The sequence below is a fragment of the Bifidobacterium polysaccharolyticum genome (genome assembly GCF_016101585.1).
In the GTDB taxonomy this organism is placed as follows: Bacteria; Actinomycetota; Actinomycetes; order Actinomycetales; family Bifidobacteriaceae; genus Bombiscardovia; species Bombiscardovia polysaccharolytica.
This window is the reverse complement of sequence record NZ_JACFQG010000001.1, coordinates 688,067-711,461: the sequence shown is the minus strand read 5'-3', so window position 1 is coordinate 711,461 and position 23,395 is coordinate 688,067. Positions and strand designations below refer to the sequence as shown.

Annotated in this window: 13 protein-coding genes, 1 tRNA gene and 1 pseudogene; 7 read left to right on the top strand and 8 right to left on the bottom strand. The window is 57.7% G+C overall.

Annotation, left to right across the window (positions count from 1 at the left end; genetic code table 11):
• Nucleotides 1-122 precede the first annotated feature (122 nt).
• The 4 genes from H3T90_RS09025 to H3T90_RS02835 form a co-directional block, all read right to left on the bottom strand.
• Nucleotides 123-3,728 (bottom strand): RCC1 domain-containing protein, encoded by a 3,606-nt coding sequence (locus H3T90_RS09025; RefSeq protein ID WP_408610686.1) that lies wholly within the window; start codon nt 3,726-3,728, stop codon nt 123-125.
• Between the two features lie 545 nt (nt 3,729-4,273).
• Nucleotides 4,274-4,837, bottom strand: a complete 564-nt coding sequence (locus tag H3T90_RS02845; protein WP_198229514.1) for a hypothetical protein — start codon at nt 4,835-4,837, stop codon at nt 4,274-4,276.
• A gap of 277 nt (nt 4,838-5,114) precedes the next feature.
• Nucleotides 5,115-6,179, bottom strand: a complete 1,065-nt coding sequence (locus tag H3T90_RS02840) for a hypothetical protein (RefSeq protein WP_198229513.1) — start codon at nt 6,177-6,179, stop codon at nt 5,115-5,117.
• Between the two features lie 135 nt (nt 6,180-6,314).
• Entirely contained in the window at nt 6,315-7,166 is an 852-nt protein-coding gene (locus tag H3T90_RS02835; RefSeq protein WP_046322600.1) for a helix-turn-helix domain-containing protein, read from the bottom strand.
• 266 nt (nt 7,167-7,432) lie between these two features.
• Here H3T90_RS02835 and H3T90_RS02830 point away from each other — a divergent pair, with 266 nt between their 5' ends.
• The 4 genes from H3T90_RS02830 to H3T90_RS02815 all read left to right on the top strand — a co-directional run bounded on the left by H3T90_RS02830 (nt 7,433) and on the right by H3T90_RS02815 (nt 12,747).
• A complete protein-coding gene (locus tag H3T90_RS02830) occupies nt 7,433-8,932 on the top strand; it encodes an oligopeptide:H+ symporter (protein ID WP_110424991.1) in 1,500 nt (499 codons plus the stop codon).
• Nucleotides 8,929-11,100 (top strand): glycoside hydrolase family 127 protein, encoded by a 2,172-nt coding sequence (locus tag H3T90_RS02825; RefSeq protein WP_198229512.1) that lies wholly within the window; start codon nt 8,929-8,931, stop codon nt 11,098-11,100. Before H3T90_RS02830 ends, H3T90_RS02825 begins: the two co-directional genes overlap by 4 nt.
• A 400-nt stretch (nt 11,101-11,500) precedes the next feature.
• The gene (locus H3T90_RS02820; protein ID WP_198207287.1) at nt 11,501-11,671 is read left to right on the top strand and encodes a hypothetical protein; all 171 of its coding nucleotides are present in this window, start codon (nt 11,501-11,503) and stop codon (nt 11,669-11,671) included.
• 221 nt (nt 11,672-11,892) lie between these two features.
• A complete protein-coding gene (locus H3T90_RS02815) occupies nt 11,893-12,747 on the top strand; it encodes a helix-turn-helix domain-containing protein (RefSeq protein WP_198207285.1) in 855 nt (284 codons plus the stop codon).
• Between the two features lie 288 nt (nt 12,748-13,035).
• Here the strand turns inward: H3T90_RS02815 and H3T90_RS02810 are convergent, their stop codons facing one another.
• The gene (locus tag H3T90_RS02810; protein ID WP_198229511.1) at nt 13,036-13,917 is read right to left on the bottom strand and encodes a class I SAM-dependent methyltransferase; all 882 of its coding nucleotides are present in this window, start codon (nt 13,915-13,917) and stop codon (nt 13,036-13,038) included.
• Between the two features lie 718 nt (nt 13,918-14,635).
• On the opposite strand from H3T90_RS02810, the gene H3T90_RS02805 reads away from it, so the two are divergent.
• Nucleotides 14,636-15,355 (top strand): Fic family protein, encoded by a 720-nt coding sequence (locus tag H3T90_RS02805; RefSeq protein ID WP_232350492.1) that lies wholly within the window; start codon nt 14,636-14,638, stop codon nt 15,353-15,355.
• A 299-nt stretch (nt 15,356-15,654) separates the two neighbouring features.
• Here H3T90_RS02805 and H3T90_RS02800 read toward each other — a convergent pair.
• Nucleotides 15,655-15,727: transfer RNA gene (locus H3T90_RS02800), tRNA-Arg, on the bottom strand.
• Nucleotides 15,728-15,922: 195 nt separating this feature from the next.
• On the opposite strand from H3T90_RS02800, the gene H3T90_RS02795 reads away from it, so the two are divergent.
• On the top strand, nt 15,923-16,948 hold the full coding sequence (locus H3T90_RS02795) for an endonuclease/exonuclease/phosphatase family protein (RefSeq protein WP_198229510.1): 1,026 nt from the start codon (nt 15,923-15,925) through the stop codon (nt 16,946-16,948).
• A gap of 6 nt (nt 16,949-16,954) precedes the next feature.
• Here the strand turns inward: H3T90_RS02795 and H3T90_RS02790 are convergent, their stop codons facing one another.
• Nucleotides 16,955-17,278, bottom strand: a complete 324-nt coding sequence (locus tag H3T90_RS02790; RefSeq protein ID WP_198229509.1) for an exodeoxyribonuclease VII small subunit — start codon at nt 17,276-17,278, stop codon at nt 16,955-16,957.
• Between the two features lie 96 nt (nt 17,279-17,374).
• Nucleotides 17,375-18,649, bottom strand: a complete 1,275-nt coding sequence (gene xseA / locus H3T90_RS02785; RefSeq protein ID WP_198229508.1) for an exodeoxyribonuclease VII large subunit — start codon at nt 18,647-18,649, stop codon at nt 17,375-17,377.
• 507 nt (nt 18,650-19,156) lie between these two features.
• Here xseA and H3T90_RS09085 point away from each other — a divergent pair.
• A pseudogene (locus tag H3T90_RS09085) lies at nt 19,157-22,813 on the top strand (acyl-CoA dehydratase activase-related protein); the annotation flags it as partial.
• Nucleotides 22,814-23,395: the final 582 nt, after the last annotated feature.

The following is a 23,395-nucleotide window of genomic DNA, read 5'->3' as shown; positions in this document are numbered from 1 at the left end:
TCCTTCTAAGAAATTGCATGAAAGTGGGGATGGGTGGCTCCGTTGTGTTGGGGGATTGGCGGGGCCACCCTTCGGCTGGGCTAACTTGGGGTTTAGTCCAGCCGCTTACTCGGGTGAAGATTCTAGGCCTGCAGGCTGTGTGATTCACGCCGGTGGCGTCCGGCTGCAGCTGCGCCGGCTGCGGCGAGCAGCCCGGCGGCGAGCAGGAGGATCATGCTGCCGTTGCCGCCCGTCAGGGGCAGGACGCCTTCATAGGTGTAGGCCAAATGCGTCTGGGGCTGGCTGACACCGCCCAGCGTCCAGTCCACGACCACATCGGCCAGCCCAGGATTATGGACAGGCGTAGCGAAAGAGACGGACCCGTCAGAATTCTGCTGCAGGGGGTTCACCACTGTCTTGTCGAACTTGACACCGGTGATTAGCAACGTCGGATTGAAGGCTACTAGGGTAGGGGTGCGGCTCTGTGTCAGGCTCTGCTCGGTGCCGAGCTGGCCGGATGCGTTGTTGCCCCAGGCGTAGGCTTTGCCGTCCTGGCCGATGGCCACGGAATGGCCCCATCCTGCACTGATGCGTACGGATGCGAACCCAGTGCCGGAGCCGCTCTGATTTGCAGGGGCTAAGACCGGCCGTGGCGTGGTCCGCTTACTGGTGGTGCCGTCGCCGAGCTGGCCATTGGCGTTGTTGCCCCAACCCCAGGCTGTGCCGTCCAGACCTATTGCCAAGGAATTCCATGTGCTTGCGCTGACCTGCTGGGCCTTGAGATTGGGTACCTGCTTGGGCAATATTTGATAGTCCGTGCTGAAACCAAGCTGGCCGTTGTTGTCCATTCCCCATGCCCATACCGTGCCATCCTGACCTATGGCCAAGGCATGCCATGCGCCCGCGCTGATCCGGGTGGCCTGCAGTCCTTTGCTGGTATCCGTGGGATCGCGCACCAATGTAGGGGTGGAGGAGTAAGTGGTCCAAGTGCTGTTGGTCGAGGACCCGTTGCCGAACTGCCCCCAGTTGTTGTATCCCCAGGCGTATATGTTGCCATCCGCGTTCAAGGCCATGATGAAGCTCCAGTTGGCGCTGACCTGGACCGCATGCAGACCCTGATCGGTACCGCCCGGATCGGCCACTAGGGTGGGCTTCGCTTTGGCAACGGAATTTGCAGTACTGACGCTATCGCCGAGGGTTGTGGTTTCGCTTCCCCAGCTGTAGACCTTGCCCGTGGTATCGATGGCGACCGAGTCGCAGGCTCCGGCGCTGACCTGGACGGCCTGGAACGGCTGGCCCGTGATGGGGTTGATGACGGCTTCCGGCTTGGCGTGGACGCTCGTGTCCGTGCTGCCGTTGCCCAGCTGGCCGAAATCGTTGCGCCCCCAGCTGTAGAGGATGCCATTGGAACCGATGGCCAGAGTGTGCGCTCCCGCTGACGAAATCTGCGTGTATGTGAAGCCTTCTTGTACACCCTCTGGCTTGAGGACCTCGGTTGGTCTGTCCTGCTGCTTGTTGTCGCCGGTTCCCAGTTGCCCGTAATTGTTGTTGCCCCAGGCGTAGGCGTTCCCGTCGCTGGCCACGCCCACCGAGAAGCCGCGCATTTCCCTGTTTTTGGATCCGCCGGCGCTGATCTGGTTGAAGCGGATGCCACGGCTGGTTTTGGGATGCGTGATGGTCACCTGCTGGCCGCCCAGCACGTTGCCCTTGTCCGGGTTGATTGACCAGCCACGAGTGTCGGCTAGGCTCCAATGCGCGACCAGTGCGACATTCTTGGTGACGGGTTGGCTAAAATCATAAGCCACATTGGAATCGCCGTTGGCGTCCTTGACGAACCAGCCGTCGAACAGGCAGCCGGCCGCCTGCGGGTCAGGATACGGGCGCTTGACCTGCTCGCCCTCAGTTGCGGACTGATCTTTGGGCATGCCTGAGGGTGCTGGGCAGGAGCCGCCATCGGAAGAGAACGCGATATTGTAAATACCAAAGTATCGGTAGGTCAGGTGCACATCGGGCTGCTGGCCGTTCATGCTCCAGGAGACGGTGACATCCGTCTTGCCTCTTGCATGCTTGGGTGTGGTGACGCTCCAAGTGCCGTCCGTGTTCGCAGCTAGATTCGTTCCCGCCGTTCCGCCGAAGTCGACTGAGCTGAGAGTGGCTGCTTCAGGGAAGGGTGTGAGCTTTGGGGTTCGGATACCTGTTGATGTGTCGACACTGTCAGTGAGTCCTAATTGGCCGTACTTGTTGTTGCCCCAGCTGTAGAGGTTGCCATCCGAGCCTAAGACCAAAAGATAATCGTCGCCAGCGCTGACCTGTGTGAAGCTGACCTGGCTGGGAGTGCCGGTTATGGGCGTTCCCCCATACTTTCCCCAGCCGTAGAGCTTGCCATCGGATCCCAATGCCAGGGTGGTTCCTCTTCCGGCGCCGGCCTGCGTAAAGCTGACTCCGCTCACGGTGAGCTTGTCTGGATTGACATAGAAGGCGCTGGATCCGGTAGCCCCTCGTCCTATCTGTCCATTGTCGTTCCATCCCCAGGCGTACAGGGTGCCATCAGAGGTGAGAGCGAGGGAGGAGTCGCTTTTTGCGCTGATCTGGGTAATGGTGACGGTATCGGGCAGTTGAGGTTTTACGAGTGTAGTGCTCCAGTAGGAGCTTGAGTCGCCGTTGCCCAATTGTCCATGGTTGTTGCCACCCCAGCTGTAGACGCTGCGATCTGAACCTATGGCCAATGCATGGTCGTACCCTGCGCTGACCTTGCTCCATGTGATTGTTGCTGTTGATGGATTCTTGATTGGGCTTGGCGTGATATGGGTCTGCGAGTCTCGGATGCCGATTCCCAGCTGTCCCCATTGGTTGCATCCCCAGCTGTACAAAACGCCGTTGGAACCGATCGCCAGAGAGAATTCACCGCCGGCGCTGATCTGCGACCAGGTAAAGGTTGTTGGAGTTCCTGCGGGTTTGGCGACAAGACCTGGCTGGGCATCGTAGGCTGAATCAATACTGCGGCCCAGCTGACCGAAGCTGTTGATGCCCCAGCTGTAGAGGTTCCCGTCCGAGCCTATGGCCAGGGAATGATCGTATCCTGCGCTGGCCTGCACCCAGGTAAAGTCGTCTGATGCTCCTGCGGGTTTAGCCACCAGGCCTGGCTTGGCATCGTATGTGGCCGATCCGATGTTGCGGCCCAGCTGCCCATTCTGGTTGCTGCCCCAGCTGTAGAGGTTCCCGTCCGAGCCTATGGCCAGAGAGTGGCTGTTGCCTGCTTGGATTTGGCTGAATCTGATGTCTTGCCTTGTAGGCGGCGTAATAGTGGCCTTGGTATTGCCGGTTTCGGGCCCGTGATCAGGGCTGATGCTCCAGGTTTCAGAGCCTTTGGTCCACTTGGCGGTGAGGGTGAGATTGTCGGTGACCGGCTGGTTGAAGTCATAAGCGACGGAGGTATTGCCGATGAACCATCCGTCGAAAAGGTAGCCGTCCTTGGTCGGGTCGGCCGGCCGTATTGCGCGCTCGCCGTCTGTGATTGTCTGGGTTGTATCGGTGCCTAGGGGGTTGCTGAAAGTAACGGTGTATTGGGTGTTTGAGCGCGTTTGTTGGAGGTTATGGTGGGAGCTGCCTTCGGTGCCTGTTTTTCCTGGCGTGGAATGAAGAGGAGAAGAAGTGGGTAGAGGGGAGGATGTGGCTAGCGGAGATGGTGAAGCTAGTGGAGATTCAGGTGTTGTCGGTGTGCTGAGCGATGTTGCCTTGCTGGAGGAAATGCCGGAATTTTGCTTAGCTACGCGAGGGGTCTGACGACCCCCCCCCCCCGGTGCCTGCTAGTGCGGCTGGCGCGGCAGTGTCGGCCGCACTAGGTTCGTTTGCAGCAGTGTCAGCTGAGGCAAAACTGCCTGCGATAAGGCCTGCGGGCAGGATTATGGCGAGCAGAATACTGACGGCCATAGCTGGTCTACCTATTGTGTGCGAATGCTGACGCATGCTAATTACGATCCCCTTCCCCCAGGAACAGCGGCCAAGCTATCGGATACCCCCATCTTTCAGGCCAGCCGTAGGCCAGGTACAGTCCCGACAATCTGAAACAACTTTATCACACCCGGCTTTATAACACCCAGGTTATGACTGGACGGCGGCTTCTTAACGACAATGTTTGGGTTGTGAAGGTTGTTGAATATGAGGTTTCGTTGCTTACTGTTCCACGACCTCGGAGGCTCCGGACAGCTGGCGGAATGGGACGCACGTTTGCTGTTTTATACGTAGCTGCTTTCGGTAAACTTCCTGCAGCTCGATTGCATCGCTGGTCTGGCCTCTATAAGTTTCGGATATGCGGGTCGAGCAACGCAATCAATTTGGTCCCACTCGGTTGGTTGCAAGAGAGCTTGTGTGGGTTGCCTTGCGCGATCTCGATTTGTGCGAATGGGAAGAAATTCTTTCCGTCACCTGCTGGGTAATTTATGTCAGAAGAAGAACGCTGCATGGCTTGCCCGTTCACCTTGCATTGCGCGGCATCAGTCCGCTTGAGGTCGGCTCGCTGTGCCAGTACATACAGGGTTCCCGATTTGTTTGCAGAGATGGTTTTGACACTGCCGTCACCAGAAACGTTGTACTTTGTCAACGATGAAAGATAATTGGAGACCTGTTTTACTGATGGCTCTGACCTATTCGATCCCTGGCAACCCGAGAACAGGGCCACACTCATCAATACTGCTACGAGGGCAATTATTTGTTTTTTCCAGATAGCCCCAGCTGTTCTTGCTTTGCTGCGGAATTGGGCTGGCAATGTCGTGATCCGTCCCACGCGTACCCGGGAATCCCGCTCATGCGCCTCTGCCGGATCAAAGTCTGTCTGTCCAAAAGCCTTTGTCTCCTTCATCGGTTCTCCTTACGTAGGTGGTGGAGGGTTCACAACATTGTTAATTAGATTGATTTAAGTCTCATAACTCAGAAGAGCGGTTATTGGCTGAGGCAAGTTTATCTCTTTCTCCAAGTATACAAAATACTTGCTGACTCGATATTTGCCGATTTGTATCATTCGCGGTCGAATGCTGGCCATATTTACCTGGTTAGCCGCCACTCTTCCTTCCTGTTAATCGGGTTAACATCACGAGCGATCCTCACTGTTAGCAGGCCCGAAGTCACAGCGGGTGCTCTCAGGGCAGCTGGTCCATATGCCCGCTGTAGTCATGGTTGACCGGGTTGGTGTTCCAGGGGTAGGGCAGTGCGGTCTGCGGATAGATGTCCGCAAGCAGGGCGTAGCCGGTCGGGTCGTATTCGCGCAGCTCGTTCCTGGTGTTGAGCGGGCCTCGGACGCCGTCCCAGTTGTCGTCGGCGCTCTCGGCCATGACGTTGAACCACATGGAGGTCAGGGTGGCGAAGTACTCCTCGATGTTGCCCATCAAGTAGGTGTGGGGCCAGAGACCCGTCTCCTGTGCATGGCTGTAAGCGGCTTGGATTCGGTGAGCCAGGCTCTGATCCTCCAGCCTGTTGATGCCAAGCAGGTGGATGGCGTGGCCGAATTCATGGGCCAGTATGGACTCATTAGGGTAGCGGGTCTGGTGCACGCCCTCGGTGATGCGTTCGATGTTGGCGGCGGAGATGGAGGTGATCGGGTCGCCGATCATGCCTCCGTAGCCTTCCACAGGCCGATCCATGATCTGGGCGCCGCCGCGATGTTCGGGTATGTCATAGACGTCCTCGTGCAGCCCGTAGATGGCGACCCTGGCGCCTTCGGTGATCATGGTCTGTGCTACCTGCGGGGATGCGGACAGCATGGTGTCGATCAGGTCGGCCGCCAGCAGCCGGGTGTGGTGCTTGACGTCGTCCGATGATTCGATGGGGATGCCACAGCGGCAGTTGGTGAACTGGGTGTACTGATAGTGCCAGTTGTTGACCACGATCTCGACCTCCGGGTCGGCGTGCTGGCCTTGTCTGTTGACGATGGCCGCGTCCGCACGTATGGTCAGGCGTCCCAGGACAGTGAAATCCAAGGGCTCCCTGGTGATCAGCGTAGACCGCTTCTTGATGGGTTCATAGACGTTGAGCAGGTTCCACTCCACGTCGGTCCTCTCCATCAGCGGCAGAGGATGCCCGTTCAGGAAAAGGCGGAAATGCCGGGGATCGGCGGCTCCTTTCACCTCCTGATCCCAGTAGAGTTCGATGCGTCGAGAATCGATCATCTGGCTGAAAATCACCCGGGGTGGATTGGTATGAGGCATTGGGGATCTCCCTTCATTGCGGAATCACCTTGTTGTTTTCATCCTATGGGACTTATGGGCGAAACCTCTTTGGCGGGGAGGATTGAGTCAATAAAAACCACCTATTGTTCCCTTCGCTCAACCCTGTGGTCGGCTTCAGTGGGAGTTGAAGTGGCGTTGGTGAAAGGTTCTGCGGTAGCGGGTAGGGCTGATGCCGGTGCTGCGTTTGAACACCTTCATGAAGTATTTGTCGTCCTTGTAACCGACGATGGCCCCGATGCTTTCCACTGTGTCGTCGGTCTCCACCAGCAGCGACTTGGCCGCCTCCATGCGGAAGCGTTCGATCTCCTGGGAAATGGTGATGCCGAACTTCTGCCGGTATTTGCGAGACAGGTAGCTCTTGTTGTAGTTGAAGTAGTCGGCGATCTGCCCCAGGCTGATGGGTCCCAGAGCGTGGATGCGGATCCAGTCGCGCACCGGCTGCAGCTCGTGCAGATTCATGGATTGGGTGTGCAGCAGCTGCCTGGTCTGCATAGTCACCTCGTAGAGCACGCAGGCCAGGATGGCGTTCAGATAGCGTTGGTCGCCGTGCATCTGGCAGACGTCCAGCAACTGGTTGGTGATGACGGTGATTCGATCCATGAGCAGGTTCTCACTGTAGGCAGGCAGAAGGATGCTCGAAGTCTCATCAACAATGGGGTCATCGCCAGTGCCCTCGACCGGGGTCAGGCCGGGCAGACTGAAATGCATCCAATCAAACTTCAGGCTCTCGGTGATGGTGCGGAATCCCCTATGCTCCAGGTCGGGCGGGACGATCAGGAAGGTGCCGGGCCCGACCATGTAACGGGTATCGCCAATCTGCAGGGGCAACATGCCTTGGATGTTGCAGATGATTTCGAAGGTGCTGATGATACGTCTGCTGTGTTGCCAGCCCGGGTCTCCGATGAAGGTGCCGGCAGAGACCAGCTCGGGCTGGGGCTGGCTGTCCTGGTCATAGAACAATGTCATGAAAGTCGACCTCTCATCGGGAAGAATCGGTAAAAATGCTCCACGTATTGTGAATTCTAGGCCACCAGTCATGAAATGCACCGCCGTTACCATTGAAATCAGCATAGGCAGTGGGGCCTAGGCACGTCAGAAGGAGACGGAACGACTGTGGCAGACCGGACCATACCAGCGCAGGGGTTGGTGACCCAGGTGGCTGTAAAGAATCTATACCTCAAAATCATCCACCTTTTCTATAAATTCACCACCATTCCGGGAGCGATGCAATCATGAAACACACGGAGAGCACCTTGGAAGAGGTCAGGGACGACAAGGGCTTCTTTGGGCACCCTCGTGCCATCGGGACCCTGGCTCTGGGCAATTTCTGCAACTCTGCCGCCTGGGGCGCCTTCTACGCCCTGATGATCTACTACCTCTACACCCCCTTCTCCAAGGGGCTGGGGTTCTCCCAGGGGGATGCGGCTCTGATGATCGCGGCCATGGGTGCGGCCAACGGACTGCTCAATATCGTGGGTAGCTGGCTGTCCGACAGGGTCCTGGGAATGCGTAAGGCACTGATCCTAGGCAACCTGCTCAAGGCCATAGCCTTCTTCATCCTGGCCATACCGCCGACCAGTCAGGTCTTCGGGCAGACCATGGCCTACATCGCCCTGGTGCTGCTGTCCATGCCCATCATGGGGATGTCCAACGCCTCCCTGACCGGGCAGCTCTACCGCAAGGAGGACGCTCGCAGGCGCGACGCGGCCTTCACCATCCATCAGTTCGCCAACACGGTGGCTGGGATCATCACCCCGGTCGTGGTTGGCCAGATCGGTCTGAGCAACTACCATATCGGCTTCGCTGTGGCAGGGGTCTTCGCACTGCTATACGGCGCGGCCATCTTCTTCACCCAGTATCGGTTCTTCGGACCCCTGGGTGAGGCTCCCATCAAGCCCCTGTCAGCCCGGGAGCGCCAGCGGATACTCAAGGGTCTGGTCATCGGGTTGGTTGTGCTGGCTCTGGTCATCGCCGCCCTGGTGCTGACCAAGCATTTCAACCTGAATGCCATCATCAACGCCGTCACCACCTTCGCCTTCGTAGTACCCATCTGCTTCCTGGTCAACCTGTTCACCAAAAAGGACCTGACTGTCCGTGATCACACCCACCTTCGGGCCTTTCTCTGGTTCTTCTTCGCTCAGATTGTCATGGCCCTGGGCGCCACCCTGCTGACCAGCGCCATTGCCATCTTCCTGGACAAGAAGGTCAACCGGGTGATCTTCGGCATCACCATCGCCCCGGGTTCACTCCAGGTCATCTACATGGTCATGGATCTGATAGCCGGCCCCATCTTCATCTTCCTGTGGACCAAGACTCGTGCCGGAGCAATCCGGACCACCTATAAGTATGGTATGGGGTTGCTGGTCACGGCTCTGGCCTTCTTCACGCTGACCATACCCTCTCTGATTCTGGGCGGAAGCGGATCCTCCGGCTACTCCCTTTGGTGGGTGCTCATCTACTACGCCTTCATGGCCCTGTCTGACCAGCTTGTGGGTCCGATCGGCAGTTCACTGGTCTCGGGACTTTCTCCTGAATCCTATGAGACCCAGCTACAGACGGCATGGAACCAGACTGCAGCCATCGGCAATGCCATTGCCATCATCTTCTTCAAATTCTTCCAGACGGCCGACCAGCAGGTCTATCTCTTCCCCATCGTTGCGGTGGCCTTGGTGGCCGTTGCGCTGGTGCTGACCGTCTTCAGCCGTCACATAGAAAGGCAGATGGCAGCATGAGTCAGCAATTCAATATGAGCCGGCCTATTGAGATCAGCCAGGCCAGTGTCGACGACCCCTTCTGGTCGGCCGAACAGGAGCTGGTTAGAACAGCGGTCCTGCCCTACCAATGGAGGGCGCTCAACGACCAGGTGCCTGGTGCTTCGCCCAGCTACTGTATGCACAACTTCCGCGCCGCCGCCGCGCTCAACAAGAGGCTGAATGGGCAGGAGGGGAGCGGAGACTTCCAGCCGCCGACTTACACCAATCAGGGATTCCACTGCCTGCCGGAAGACCCGGATCATCCCGATCCGGACAAGTTCTATGGTTACGTTTTCCAGGACACCGACTTCTCCAAATGGGTGGAGGCCGTGGGGTACTCGCTGGCGCATCATCCGGATGCCGAGCTGGAGCGGCTGGCCGACGGGGCCATCGACATCGTCTGTGCGGCCCAGCTGGACAGCGGATACCTGGATACCTACTACATCCTCAACGGGATGAACCGGCACTTCACCAATCTCAAGGATCATCATGAGCTCTACTGCCTGGGCCATCTGATTGAAGGCGCCATCGCTTATTACCAGGGCACGGGCAAGACCAAGCTTTTGCATGCGGCCGAGCGGTTCGCCGACTATGTAGCCGCGACCTTCGGGCCGGGCGACAATCAGCTACATGGCTATCCGGGTCATGAGATTGCCGAGATGGCTCTGATCCGCCTGTACGAGACCACCGGAATCAAGCGATATTTGGATCTGGCGGCCTACTTTGTTAATCAGCGGGGAACAAGCCCCCTCTATTTCGAGCAGGAGGATCGGCAGAGGGCAGCCTATGAGCATGCCGACTTCACTGTCGACGACAGCAGGCCAGCACCCTATGCCTACTACCAGGCCCATGAGCCGGTGGCTCAGCAACGTCAAGCCGTGGGTCATGCGGTCAGGGCCGGGTATCTGTACGCCGGAGCTGCCGATGTGGCCCGGCTGACCGAGGATCCTGCACTGAATGAGGCGGTGCATGCCCTCTGGCGTGACATCGTTGACAAGAAACTCTACGTCACGGGAGGGGTGGGCGCCGATGCTGATGCCGAATCGCACTCCTATGCCTATGACCTGCCCAACGACACCGGATATTGTGAGACCTGCGCCTCTGTGGCCATGGTCTTCTTTGCGCGGAGAATGCTGCAGTTGGATCCCAGGTCCGAATATGCCGACGTGATGGAGCTGGCCCTCTATAACACAGTGCTTGACGGCATGGCCATGGATGGCAAGAGCTTCTTCTATGGCAATCCCCTCGAGGTCAGGCCGCAGACCAAGCGGAACAAGAATCCCCGCTACAGCTACGTGCCCATCGTGCGCAAACGGTGGTTCGGTTGCGCCTGCTGCCCGCCCAACCTGGCACGGCTGGTCGAATCGGTGCAGGATTACGCATACACCTTGGCCGAGGATGGGTCCACGCTCTTTGTGCACCTCTACATCGGAGGTAGGATCCAGGCGGACCTGGGAGAGGGGTCAATCGAACTACGGGTGCAATCGGAACTGCCTTGGAAGGGCCGAATCCGCCTAAAGGTCGAGGCTTCCGGTGATGGCCAGACCACCCTGGCTCTCCGTCTGCCTTCCTGGGCTGGCGGCGATGCAGCCGCCGATGCGGTGACGGTTCACACAGGCCAAGGTTCCTCGGCTGTCATCAGTCGACGTGTGGAACAGGGGTACCTCTATCTTTCCGGTCCCTGGAAGCAGGGCGATTGGATCGACATCGACTTCGACATGCCAGTGCGTGTCGCTGCCGCCAATCCTCTGGTCAGTCAGGATGCGGGCAAGGTGGCGGTGACCAGGGGACCTATGGTCTACTGCGCCGAGGAAAGGGACAATGGGGCCAACCTGCACCTGTTGCATCTGGACGGCAGCGCCTTGTCGGGTGATGCAAGCCGTGTGAAGGTCGAGCCCTTCATCTTCCAGGCTGGGGCATATCTTGACGATCCTCAGGCCGAAGGCCATGTCGACACAGTCAGCCGCAGCATGGTCAGACTGCAGGTGCCCGCCTGGCGGGAGCCTGCAGAGGGAGCTGATACTGCTCCGCTCTACCGTCAATGGCAACCGGTCCGTCGTATGCCGACCACAGCCACCCTGATTCCCTATTTCGCCTGGTCCAACCGTGGCGAAAACGAGATGAGGGTTTTCCTGGACGTGGACTGAAGGCCGCCATCCCTCAAGCACGCTGCGGTTTCTGAGAGTGGCGCAGAATGGCCAAAATCAGCAGAATCTCCAGGGCGCCAACGAGCTCAAATGTTCTTCTCGGTCAGATTGTTGGCTACATAATGAATAATCTCCCGGGTATCGACAAGCGTGTATAGGTTGTCGACGTAGCCCTCGGAATCCTTGCGTTTGTTCCTGAGATTTGCGAAATTCTGTCGGGTGGTAACTTCTGCGGACGGAGGTCAAGTGCAATTCATTTGCAGTTTTTAAGTCTCGATAGCTGTTGCTCCTTATTTGAGCGGTGGCAGGCTTGTAGGATCCATGCTGCATTCAGCACCGTTACCCAAATGATCAGTATTTCAACGGCCGTCGTCGGGCCGGTGCCAGGGCGGCAAGCGATGTGATCGCTGGTCACGCCACTGTGCCCTTCGAGGTCTATGCGCTGACCGTATTCGCTGATGACATCGGTTCTGCCTACACCGGCAAGAAGATCACTCTGAAACAAGGTGTGGATGCCTGGCAGAAGCACCTTAAGGAATGTAATCAGCAACAGGGCTTCAACGTACACTGATCTTCTTAAAGTAAATGGGAGCTTTGCCATTGCCTTGTATTGTTTGAGTATGAGACAACGGCATTGCCGTATCGGCAAGGATAAAGCTCCAAGGCTGATGTATGTATTGTCTCCTGGCTTCATGCGTAAGGTCGAAGCCAACGGTTGTTTGCTTAGTCCTGAGTTCGTTTAGAGGTCGTCAGGAGCAACTGTCGTGATTCGTGCGGAAAGGAGGGTGCATCGTGGCGAAGCCTGCTGAACACGGCATCGATGTCAATGCTTCTGACTTTTTGATTCATACCCCTTCGGCTATTGCGCGAACGACCTTTTTCTATCCGCTACGGGTGGGCAAATTCTCCTATGAACCCGGTTATAGGCTGGAGCGTCGGTCCTTTGACAGTTATCTGATCATTCATATCGATAACGGCAGGCTGACGCTGGATCTGCCTGAAGGCTCGTTCGTAGCTGAGGAGGGCCGGTTTGCGTTGGTCAATTGCTATGCGCACCATGCGTATGGTACCGATGTCCCAACGACCGCTCAATGGCTCCACTTCGACGGTGTCATGGCTCGGCCCTACTACGACTACATCATCAGGAAGCTGGGCAATGTCTTCATGCTCTCCTCCGAGACCTACGCCTTGGAACAAATGCGGACCATTACCTCTTTGATGACGTCGGAAAACGGTTATTCGGAAGCGAGGATGTCCAAATACATCACCGACCTGCTTACCGAGTTTGCCGATCAGCAGCCGCGCTCCTTCAAACGAAAACAGGAGGAGGTGGTTGAGGACACGATCGCCTATGTGTCCTCCCACTTGTATGAGCCGCTCACCGTCTCCGAGCTGGCCAAACGAGTCTTTCTGAGCGAGTACCACTTCATTCGATTGTTCAAGCAGGAAACCGGCATCACGCCGCATGCCTACCTGGTGGATTCCCGTATCCACGCGGTGCAGTATTTGCTGGTAAACACCGGAATGTCCATACGACAGATTGGTCAGCAGTGCGGTTTCACATCCGAATCCTCACTGTGTGCCTCTTTTAAGAAGAGCACGGGCATGACGCCCATGAAGTATCGCAGACTCAAGCAGGGCGGGTGACTGACGGGAGTCATTGGGCTGTTGGCTCCAGCAGCTTACCTGTATAATCGCATTTCTAAAATGCGCGTTTTACCCATTCTTACAGCCCGGCCTTCCACGGATCTGTCCCTCGACATAGGCAGGTTGAAAGTGAACGATAATGCGTTATCGTAATTCGGTATGGAATGCTGCTGTTAATTCCGTTGCGCAATTTATGCTGCAACGGAATTAACAGCAGCCAATCTGCCGGGCAGGCCGCCGGGCCAAGTAAGGCCATGTCTCAGCAAAACCACGCTCGTACTTGCTGGGTTAGGCTTTCTTTCTGGCTACCATCGAGAAGGTCAGGGGGATTTGAGGCTGATTGTGGGGCATGATCCATCCCTGCAGTTCTGGGCTGTACTCAAGCATTGGCAGTGACTGCCAGTCGTCCACATTATGCTCGCCGATGGCCTCTATAGTCAGTCCGGCATCCAGAAGAGCACTGCTTATTTCCTGGAAGTCATGAGCCCAATTGTGATTGGTGGTATGGGTAATTTGGGGTTTTGTCCCATCCTCGAGCGAGTCGGTTGCTGACGTGTAGCTTTGATCCGTCTCATAAGTCGTTTCTGTTCCGCCAAAATAATCTTGAACTATCGACAAGCCCTCGTTGTTCAAGGCGAAAAGCAGGGGATGGTTGTCGCGGATCATGAATATTCCTCCGTCTGTTAGCAGGGAGGCGATTGAACGAGCCCAGTCTTTCAGATCGGGAAGCCAGGTGATGGTTCCGCAGCTGGTGACGATTACATCGAACGAGCCTTTCTGATTAGGCATGGCATCGGCAGCGCATCGAGCATCGCTTTGAACATAGGTTATGGATGCTCCGGCCCGTTCAGATAGCTTCCTGGCATAATCCAGCGAGGTGGGAGAGAAATCCAGTCCATATACGTCTCGTGCTCCCAAACGCCACCATGAGATGGTATCAGAGCCTATATGGCATTGCAGATGCAAAAGGTGCAACCCTTTGATGCCGTGTTCTGGCAGATGGGGCTTCAAGACCTCGAGATCTCGCAGGGTTACTGACGACAGGGCCGATGGGTCATCCGCAAATGCGTCAAGGTCTCCATAGCCGCCGTTGGCATGCACAACTGCCCTGTCATTCCAGTTGAGGAGATTATCCTCTACATCCTCGTTCTGGTGCATTTGATGAGACATGGTGTTCCTTTCGAAAGAGGCTTATCGACAATGATCCAGCCGGTCGATATTCAAAACAGGTTTTCGAGTGCAGATTTGTGCAGATTTGTTAGTCATGCGCGAATATGCAACTTTTTTATTATCCTCAATATCCGCTGTGTTGGCAAATACGGGGTGCCTAGGAGCGATTCGCATACTCAAATCGTATTTTTAACTTTGAGTTAAGTCTTTTCCGATTATCGATTGCGTTATGGTCCAAATATCAGGTTCTGCCATGGTGCCAATAAGCCTATCGGTGCTGTGTCATGAGCTATGGGATCCAACATCCTATCGGCTACTACGCCATGCAAGCCCCCCCCCCCCCCTGGATTCTTTTGAAAGCGTTGTGCAGGACACAGAGTGCTACAAGTCCAGGCACGGGAAGGGGGATGTAAGCCCTCTCGACAATGAACTTTTCGGTTTCCTTGTCTTGTATACGTGACACCTGAAAATGGGATGCTCGATAAGCAGCACGACGCAACAGGAAAGAGGAACACTTGAATACCATGAGCAAGAATCCGGCAAACATGTTCGAGCGACTGGTTCCTGGACATAGTAAGTGTCGCCGCCGCATTGAGGATATGCCCACTGGAGTTGAGCTCTTTGCGGCTGGTCGGTCGGAAGCCGGGCGAGAACAGCTGATGCAGAATACGGCTGGCATGAGAGAATTTAAGCAGAACAGGAACGGAAGGAAACGCACATGTGCGAGTACGGATCGCTGAGCACCAAACAACTTGCCGGGCTCCTGTACTCCATGGGCCGCACCTTTGATGGGCTGCAGTCGACTTTCATGGCCACTGAGGAGTTCCTGCGCACCGGCAATCCCCAGGTCGTCAATTCCAAGGCCGACTACAATCTTCTGCTAGATTTGCGGCAGGCCGCGGACTACACCCTGCACTACGACTATGCTCGCGAGCCGATCGACCTGGTCTACGTGAAGTCCATCAACGCGCAGTTGACAAGGACTGCTGCCATGGAACCAGGCAAGCTGCGCGACGAACGCACCCCCGTCATGGTCAGCACCCCGTTGGGGAGGTACGAGCCACCCGTGCCTGATTCTGCCACCATTGCATCCCTGATAAAAAGCACCGTTGGGGGAGCAACTGGAGAAGACATCCTGGAAGATGCGGTGCGTCTTTTTGCCGGACTGGCCAAGATGCAGCCATTTGGCGACGGCAATAAGAGGACTGCGCTGCTCGCTGGCAATGGGCTGCTGATCGCGCATGGCGACCGGCATCCGCTCACTGTGCCCACCAGTGATAAGGACAGGACCTGGTTCAACCGGGAGCTGGCCGCTTATTATCTCAACAGCGATCAGACGATCATTCGCCACTTGGCCAAGTGGAACAGGCAGCATGTATTGCAGGCTGAGCATTGGGATAACAGGGATGATATGCCATCCTCAGATGGACGTCCCTGACCTGTAACGTCCTCTCGCCTTGGGTTGGTAATGGTCAAACGAGCACAGTAATTAGCACATGGTGTTAGTCAGACATGACCTCATCGACTGCTCTGACTTCGAAGCATACCCGGCAGCTGTATCAGCCGGACCGCGTATAAGCTCGCCTAACGGTACCGAAACCTCCTCCAATGTACATGTGTGGAAGCTAGTAGCGGGGGATACCCGTTGGCGATGTGCCAGAGTATGGAAAGCCATAGGGTTGGGAAATGGTTGCGGAGAGCAAGGCCAAGTACTTCTTTATGCCTGAACCTTTAGGGTGCCCCGGATGCGATTCGAACGCACGACACCTTCTTTAGGAGAGAAGTGCTCTATCCCCTGAGCTACCGGGGCAACGGAAACTACTCTACCACGAAGTGGGACTTGGGCAGGTCGCTGCTGTGCGGGCTAGCACCGTTCCCTTTCTGGAGAAGTTAGGTTCATATACCTGTCCGCCATATGGTCGTGGTTTACAATTGCTCAATGGTCGAGCTGACTGTGTGTTCCTTGGAAGGGGACCGGGTCGGCGATGATTTTCTGGAGGAGACCATGGCGAGATTCAGACAGTCCTTCCTGGTGAGGCACGTCTTTGGGTGGGTGGCCAGGCTGCTGGCGTTGGCCAGCTTGCTGGCTCTGGCGGCGCGTGCCTGTCCGGCATGGCTGTCGTCGATCCCATACCTGCCGGATCTGGCCGCTCTGACGCCCTGGTTCATTCTCTTGGGTCTGCTGGCCCTGCTCCTGGCTCTGATGTCTTCACGATGGTTCACGGCTTTGGTGCTTATCGCCGCCTTGGCCTTGAATGTCTACTGGCAGTATCCCTTCTACCAAGAAGGACACGAGCTCAATGGCCAAGCTGATCAGCTCGCAGCTCTTGAGCATCCCGACCGGTACGACGATGTGGCCCGAGTGATGACGCTGAACGTCTACAAAGGACAGGCCGATGCCGATCAGGTAGTCAAGACTGTCGGCGACAACCGGGTTGAGGTGCTGGCTCTGCAAGAGGTCAGCAAGGATTTTGTGGACCGTCTTCACAAGGCCGGCATCGACCGCTATCTGCCCCACGAGCAGCTTTCCACATCTTCGAAGGAATACGCCAACGGTCTTTGGACGGCCGCGCCAATGCAGTCGCCCTCAAAGGACGACGTGGGATCTCGCTCCTCCATGATGCCGGCGGCCAGTATTGACTTCGGCAGGGGCAAGACCAGCATCAGATTCGTCTCGGTCCATACCACCTCGCCCCAACCTGGCAGTTGGAATGCCTGGCGGCGCAGCGTGTCCGACCTGGGGAAGCTGCGAAACCACGAGCACACCCGATACGTGCTGATGGGAGACTTCAACGCAACTTATGACCATGCGGTCTTCCGAGACATGTTGGGGGAGCGGTTCAGCGATGGGGCACGTCAGGCCGGGCATGGCATGAGCATGACCTGGCCGGCTGACAGGGCCCCATTGCCCAGGTTGGCGGCCATCGATCATGTTGTGGTGGACCGTGACATCAGAGCTAATCAGCTGCAGGCCGTACCTATTGCAGGTTCGGATCATGCAGCCCTGCTGGCCACGGTGATGGTGGAGTAGGGAACTTCAGGCATCCAAGTTGGATTGTGTGCCAGCCTGGGCTCCGGCGCTGGCCTGCTCCTGCTGGGCGGCATCGAGCTTGGCTCGCACCTGGCCTAGCAGCTCCTGGGCTCGCTTGGCCAAAGCCTCGCCGATTTCCCATTGACGCATGGAGGCATCCAGGTCCAGGCCGCCGGCCTCCAGAGCTTGAACCGCCTGGATCAGCTGGTCTCGGGCCTGCTCATAAGGCAGTTTGGCGATGGTATCGCGTTCCTTCTGGCTCAGGGCCGAAGCCAGTACCGGCTGTTCCTCGCTCTGCTCCTTGGTCTGCGCTGCGTCGGTGTCGCTCATGCCTGCTCCTCTTCTTATCTGGTGAGTTGATCAAATTCCTCAATACTGTGGATGATTATTGCGGACGATTATATGTGACTGACCTCGTGGAATCGGTCACTGCCCGTTGACGACCCTGGTCTCGATCCGGCCCTCTTTGACGGTCAAAGTCAGATCCTGATCGGCCTGAACCTGCTGGGGGCTGATAATCACCTTCCCGTCCAGGGCCTGCACGACTGCGTATCCGCGGTCCAGCGTGGATTGGGGGGAAAGAGCGGTCAGCGAGGACTGGAGCTTCTCCACGGTCAAGGAGGCATCGTCCACGATCCGCCGCAGGGCAATGTCCAGGCGAACCAAGGATTCGTCAACCAACCGCTGGGGCTTGTCCAGCATGGTCTGCGGTTTGGTCAGGCTGGGGCGGTTGGCATATCCCTCAATCAAACGCGTCTCGCCTTGGACCATATTTTCGATACGCGCGTTTATGCGCATTCGGGCCTCCTGGATGATTCCCTCCTGCTCGACCAGGTCGGGCACCACCCGCTTGGCTGCATCAGTAGGGGTGGAGGCGCGCAGATCCGCCGCCAGATCGATAAGGGTCCAGTCGTCCTCGTGGCCGATGGCCGAGACGATTGGGGTGACGCATGCCGCCGTGGCCCGGACTACCGATTCGTCCGAAAATCCGAGCAGATCCTCGAAGCTGCCGCCGCCCCTGGCTACGATGATCACATCCACAGCTGGATCAGCATCCAGCTTTTGGATGGCCTCGACCGCCTCGGGCGGGCACTGGGGACCCTGGACGTGGGCATGTACAACGGAGAATTCAATGGTGGGCCAGCGAAGACGGGCGTTGGTGATTACATCCCCCTCGGCTCTGGCCTTGGGTGCGCAGATCAGGCCGATACGTCGGGGGAACTCGGGCAGGGGAACCTTGTTTTCCGTGTCAAAGAGGCCCTCGCCCTTGAGCTTGCGCCTAAGCTGGTCGATCTGCTCTTTGAGATCGCCGGTGCCTACACGCTTGATCCGGTCGGCCATGAAACTCAGACGGGTCTGTTTGATCCAGAGGTCAGGCCTTCCGTGGACCACCACCCGGTCGCCCTGGCGGAATTCTCGGGCCTGGGCGGCGAATGCTCGAAAGCCCATGACGTTGATGGAGATATCCTCGAAGTTGTCGCGCAGGGTCAGATAGGCGGAACCAGTCCGGCGGGTGTTGATCTCCACGATCTGTCCCTCCACCCAGGCTCCGGGCCAGCGGGCCACTGCGTCGTGGTACTTCTGGCTGAGTACGCTGACCGGCCAGGGGTCTTCCTCGGTGGTATCGCGTGCCAAACGGGGCAGCTGATCCAAGGGTTTGGGGGCCAGTCCTGACGATGCTGGTCCAGCAGGTGCGCCCATTGATCCCTGCATGCTCGAACCCATGTATGCTCGCACCTGATGCCTCCTGACCTTCGATTCCGCCAGCCCGACCAACTCATCTGGCATAGCCTGTACAAGGCGGTATTCGGGTTGGTCGGAGAAGGAAACGTTCTTTCAGGGTCTCTCAATACGGGGACAATTCCATATACTCTGCAAGTCCTCTACAGGCCCTCTGCCGGCTGCTCCTGAGTCGATTTCGCCGAGGGCACAGCGGCATTTTCCCACTCGCAAGGAGGCTGGGACTGAGGCGAAAGCGTGGAGGGCAAAGGTTGCAACCAACGCTTTGATGCAGCTGCACTAGTCTATGGTTTGCCTGTACCGGCAGCAGTTTTGTTGGCGACTGTGTCAAAGGTGACAGTCTTGATTCCCCGATATTGCAAAAGTTATTCACGCTCTGGCGGTAGCATAAATAAAGCAAGCCGGATATGATGTGGTGTCTGCTTTTCAACCCCATCATGCGGCGGTCTCACGGATTGAGGTTGTTTCATGTCTGATGGCGTCGACATAGCGGGTCGATATAAGGGCACAGGACCGCGGGATCTCCTGCGTGTGGGTTTGGACATCGGTTCCACCACAGTTAAGGCCGTTGTTCTTGGCACAGGGGACAGGCTGGATCAGGCGCTTTTCAGCGACTATCGCCGCCATCATGCCAATGTACGGCAGTGCGTGGCGGAACTGGTCACGGATATTAAGCTCTCCCTATCACGGGTTGGTCTGGCCGGCAATCCCATCAGCCTGGTGATCACCGGCTCGGGCGGGTTGGAGCTGGCAAGCCAGCTTCAGGCCGAGTTTGCCCAGGAGGTCATTGCCGAGACCGAGGCCATCAACGCCACCTATCCCGAGGGGGATGTGATCATCGAACTGGGCGGCGAGGATGCCAAGATCACCTATCTGAAGCCCACTCCGGAGCAGCGGATGAACGGGTCCTGCGCGGGCGGGACTGGTGCTTTCATCGATCAGATGGCCACCCTGCTCAATACCGATGCTTCAGGCTTGAATGATATGGCCTCCAAGTACAAGACCATTTACCCCATAGCCTCGCGCTGTGGGGTCTTCGCCAAGTCCGACCTCCAGCCCCTGATCAACGATGGAGCCGCCAAGGAGGATCTGGCTGCATCAATCTTCAACGCCGTTGCCACACAGACCATCTCCGGTTTGGCCTGCGGGCGTCCCATCCGTGGCAACGTGATCTTTTTGGGCGGGCCCCTCTTCTTTATGAGTGAGCTGAGGGAGGCCTTTAAGCGGATCCTCCAGGACAGGGTCAGCCGCTATATCATCCCTGAAAACGCGCACCTCTATGTGGCCTATGGCGCTGCCATCATGGCTGGTCGTCAGGAGCAGGACGACCAGGATAATGCAGCGCAGGTCAAGACCGACTACTCGCCAGAAACCGATGTGAACGACCCCTTCGGTCCGGCTTGGGGGCTGGACCAGGCGGAGGTCGACAAGGCGCGGTCCGAAAAGGCTTCGAGCCTGGACAAGATGGCTCTGCAAGATGCCATGCAGGACGGCCGCACCACTACCTTGGTGGACGGTGAGAATAAGGTTCCGGCGACAGAAACCGCCAAAAATGCCATCCAAAATCAAGAGATGAACTTTGATCTGACATCGCTGGATGGCGTCCTCTCAGCCCTGAAGGGTCTGGAGAACATGCCATCCACGGCCAGAACGATACGCCCGCTCTTCCTGAACGAAGACGAGCGCAAGGAGTTCAACGACCGGCATGGTGCCGAGATCATCCCCACCGGGGACCTGTCTGGGGCCAAGGGGCCACACTTCCTGGGCATTGATGCGGGCAGCACCACCATCAAGGCCGTACTGATCAACGACGACAAGACCATCGTCTGGTCCACCTACGGAGTGCATAAGGACAGTCCGCTGATCGCCGCCGCCAACATCGTCAAGGAGGTCAGGAAGTCCCTGCCGGAGGGTGCCTATATCGCCCGTGCCTGCGCTACCGGATATGGTGAGGGCCTGGTCAAGGCCGGCTTGCACGTTGACGAGGGCGTGGTCGAGACCATGGCCCACTACCGGGCAGCCGAGGAGATCAGCCCCGGTGTTACCTCGGTCATCGACATTGGCGGGCAGGATATGAAGTACATCGCCGTCAACGACGGGGTCATCGATTCGATCTGCGTCAACGAGGCCTGCTCGGCCGGCTGCGGATCCTTCCTGCAGACCTTTGCCCAGTCCATGGGCATCAGCATCCAAGACTTCACCAAGCAGGCGTTGGCCTCCGAAGCCCCGACCGATCTGGGCTCCCGTTGCACGGTCTTCATGAATTCCTCGGTCAAGCAGGCTCAGAAGGAGGGCGCCTCCCCGGAGGACATTGCTGCTGGGCTCTGCTACTCGGTGGTCAGGAACGCCCTCTACAAGGTCATCAAGCTGCGTGATGCCAACGCCCTGGGGCCGGTGGTCGTGGTCCAGGGAGGGACCTTCCTCAATGATGCTGTTTTGCGGGCCTTTGAACTCCTGACCGGTCGCAAGGTGACCAGACCCAACATCGCCGGGCTCATGGGAGCCTACGGCGCTGCGCTGACGGCCCGCATGCACTGCCCGCAGAATGAAGAGGTCGCGGATCTTGCTGCAGTCAGTTCCCAGATGGCCCACCCTTCAGTGAACGTGGTCGACGGGGGAAAGTCCGTGGGCAGCACGCCCACTACCCCTAATATGGCTCCGGCTTCCACCAGGTCAAGGTTGTCGCCGGCCGCCGTCAACAAGATTGGCACAAACGGCTCGGCCAACGTTGCCTCCAAGAACGACCAGGGCTTCAAGACGACCCTGCCTGGTCTGAAAGTGGAGAACGGCCATGTGGTCAGCTCCATACTGGCAGGGGACCATCTGGATAACCTCTCCATGACCACCACCCACGATGTCTGCAAGCTCTGCCAGAACCACTGCAAGCTGACCATCACCGAATTCGAGGATGGCGGCCGCTACGTGACCGGGAATCGCTGCGAACGTGGCGGAGACAAGAACAGGAAGCGCTCCGACAGGCCCAACCTCTACGACTTCAAGTACAAGCGGGCCTTCGCCTACCGCCGTCTAACCCCGGACAAGGCCACCAGGGGCGATATCGGCATTCCCCGCGTGCTCAACATGTATGAGGACTACCCCTTCTGGTTCACCCTGCTGACCTCACTGGGCTTCCGGGTCATGATCTCCGGGCGGTCCAATCACGAGCTCTTCGAGAGCGGGATGGAGTCCATCGCCTCCGAGAACATCTGCTACCCGGCCAAGCTGGTCCATGGGCACATTCACTCCCTGGTCGACAAGGGCATCAAGACCATTTTCTATCCCTGCGTCACCTATGAGCAGGAGCTGGTTCCCGATACGGACAACCATTACAACTGCCCCATCGTGGCCAACTACCCGGTGGTGATCGAGGCCAACATGGCCGAGCTCAAGGAGAACGGCGTCCGCTTCATGCGGCCTTACTTCAACCTGTCCAACAAGGAGAAGATGGTCGAGCGGATCGTCAAGGTCTTCGACTGGGCCAAGGTGAGCGAGGAAGAGGCCCGGACGGCTGTCCAGGAAGCCTACCGTGAGGATGCCCGGTTCAAGGAGGACGTCCGCCAGGAGGGGCTTCGTGCCCTGGCCTACATGCAGGAATACGGGGTCAAGGGCGTGGTCCTGTCGGGTCGCCCATACCATGTGGACCCCGAGGTCAACCACGGCATTCCCGAGACCATCTGCTCCCTGGGCATGGCCGTGCTTTCAGAGGATTCGATCTGCGAGCTGGACGTGCATAAACTGCCCAAACTGAGCGACTACATCATTCCGGCGGCGGGGGAGCGGGCCCTGGCCTCCAACAACCCCACGGCCGCCAAGTTCCGCAAGACCGTGCCAGGCTTCGGCGATGACCATCAGAAAATGCCTCTGAGGGTGACCGACCAGTGGGCCTACCACTCCAGGCTCTATTCCGCAGCCAGGTTCGTCTCCGAATATCCCGACCTGCAGCTGGTCCAGCTTGTCAGCTTCGGATGCGGCGTGGATGCCATCACTACCGACCAGGTCCAGGAGATTCTGGCCGACAAGGGCGATGTCTACACGCAGCTGAAGATCGACGAGGTCTCCAACCTGGGTGCTGCCAAGATCCGTCTGCGCTCGCTGAAGGCCGCCATGGACGAACGCCACCAGCGGGATCTGAACCAGGAGGACAGCGAAGACCAGAAGGAAGTCCCAGCCAAGGAGCAGGCGCCTGCCAAGGTCGCGGCCAAGGATAATGTCATGGTCGAGAATGTTGACACATCGACTGACCTGGTTCAGTCGGAGGTGCAGGCGAAGAAATCATCCGACTCTCAAGATTCGCAAGACCTTGCCAGCCATATTGAAGCAGTGGATGTGGATGCGTCTGACAAGCCGAAATCGCACGGGTTCCGGTCTACCAATGCACAGAAGATCAACCTGTCCCAGCGCAAGGCCGACATTGTGGCTCTGGCCCGGTTTGTGGCTCTGCATGACAAGAGTGATCAGGGTCTGATAGGCCTTCATCCCATGGGCATCAGGCCCATCCGGGAGACTATGGCCTCAAAGCAGAAGGAGCAGGAAGCCGACAACCAGGGCAAAAATGTTCAGGCAAGCGGAGCCGCTGCCAAGCCGACCCTGTCCAAGTACGCCACTGAGCATCGCTTCACCAAGGAGATGGGGCATAAATTCACAGTGGTAGCGCCGCAGATGTCTCCGGTGCACTTCTCCCTCCTGGAGGCGGTCTTCTCCAGCGCC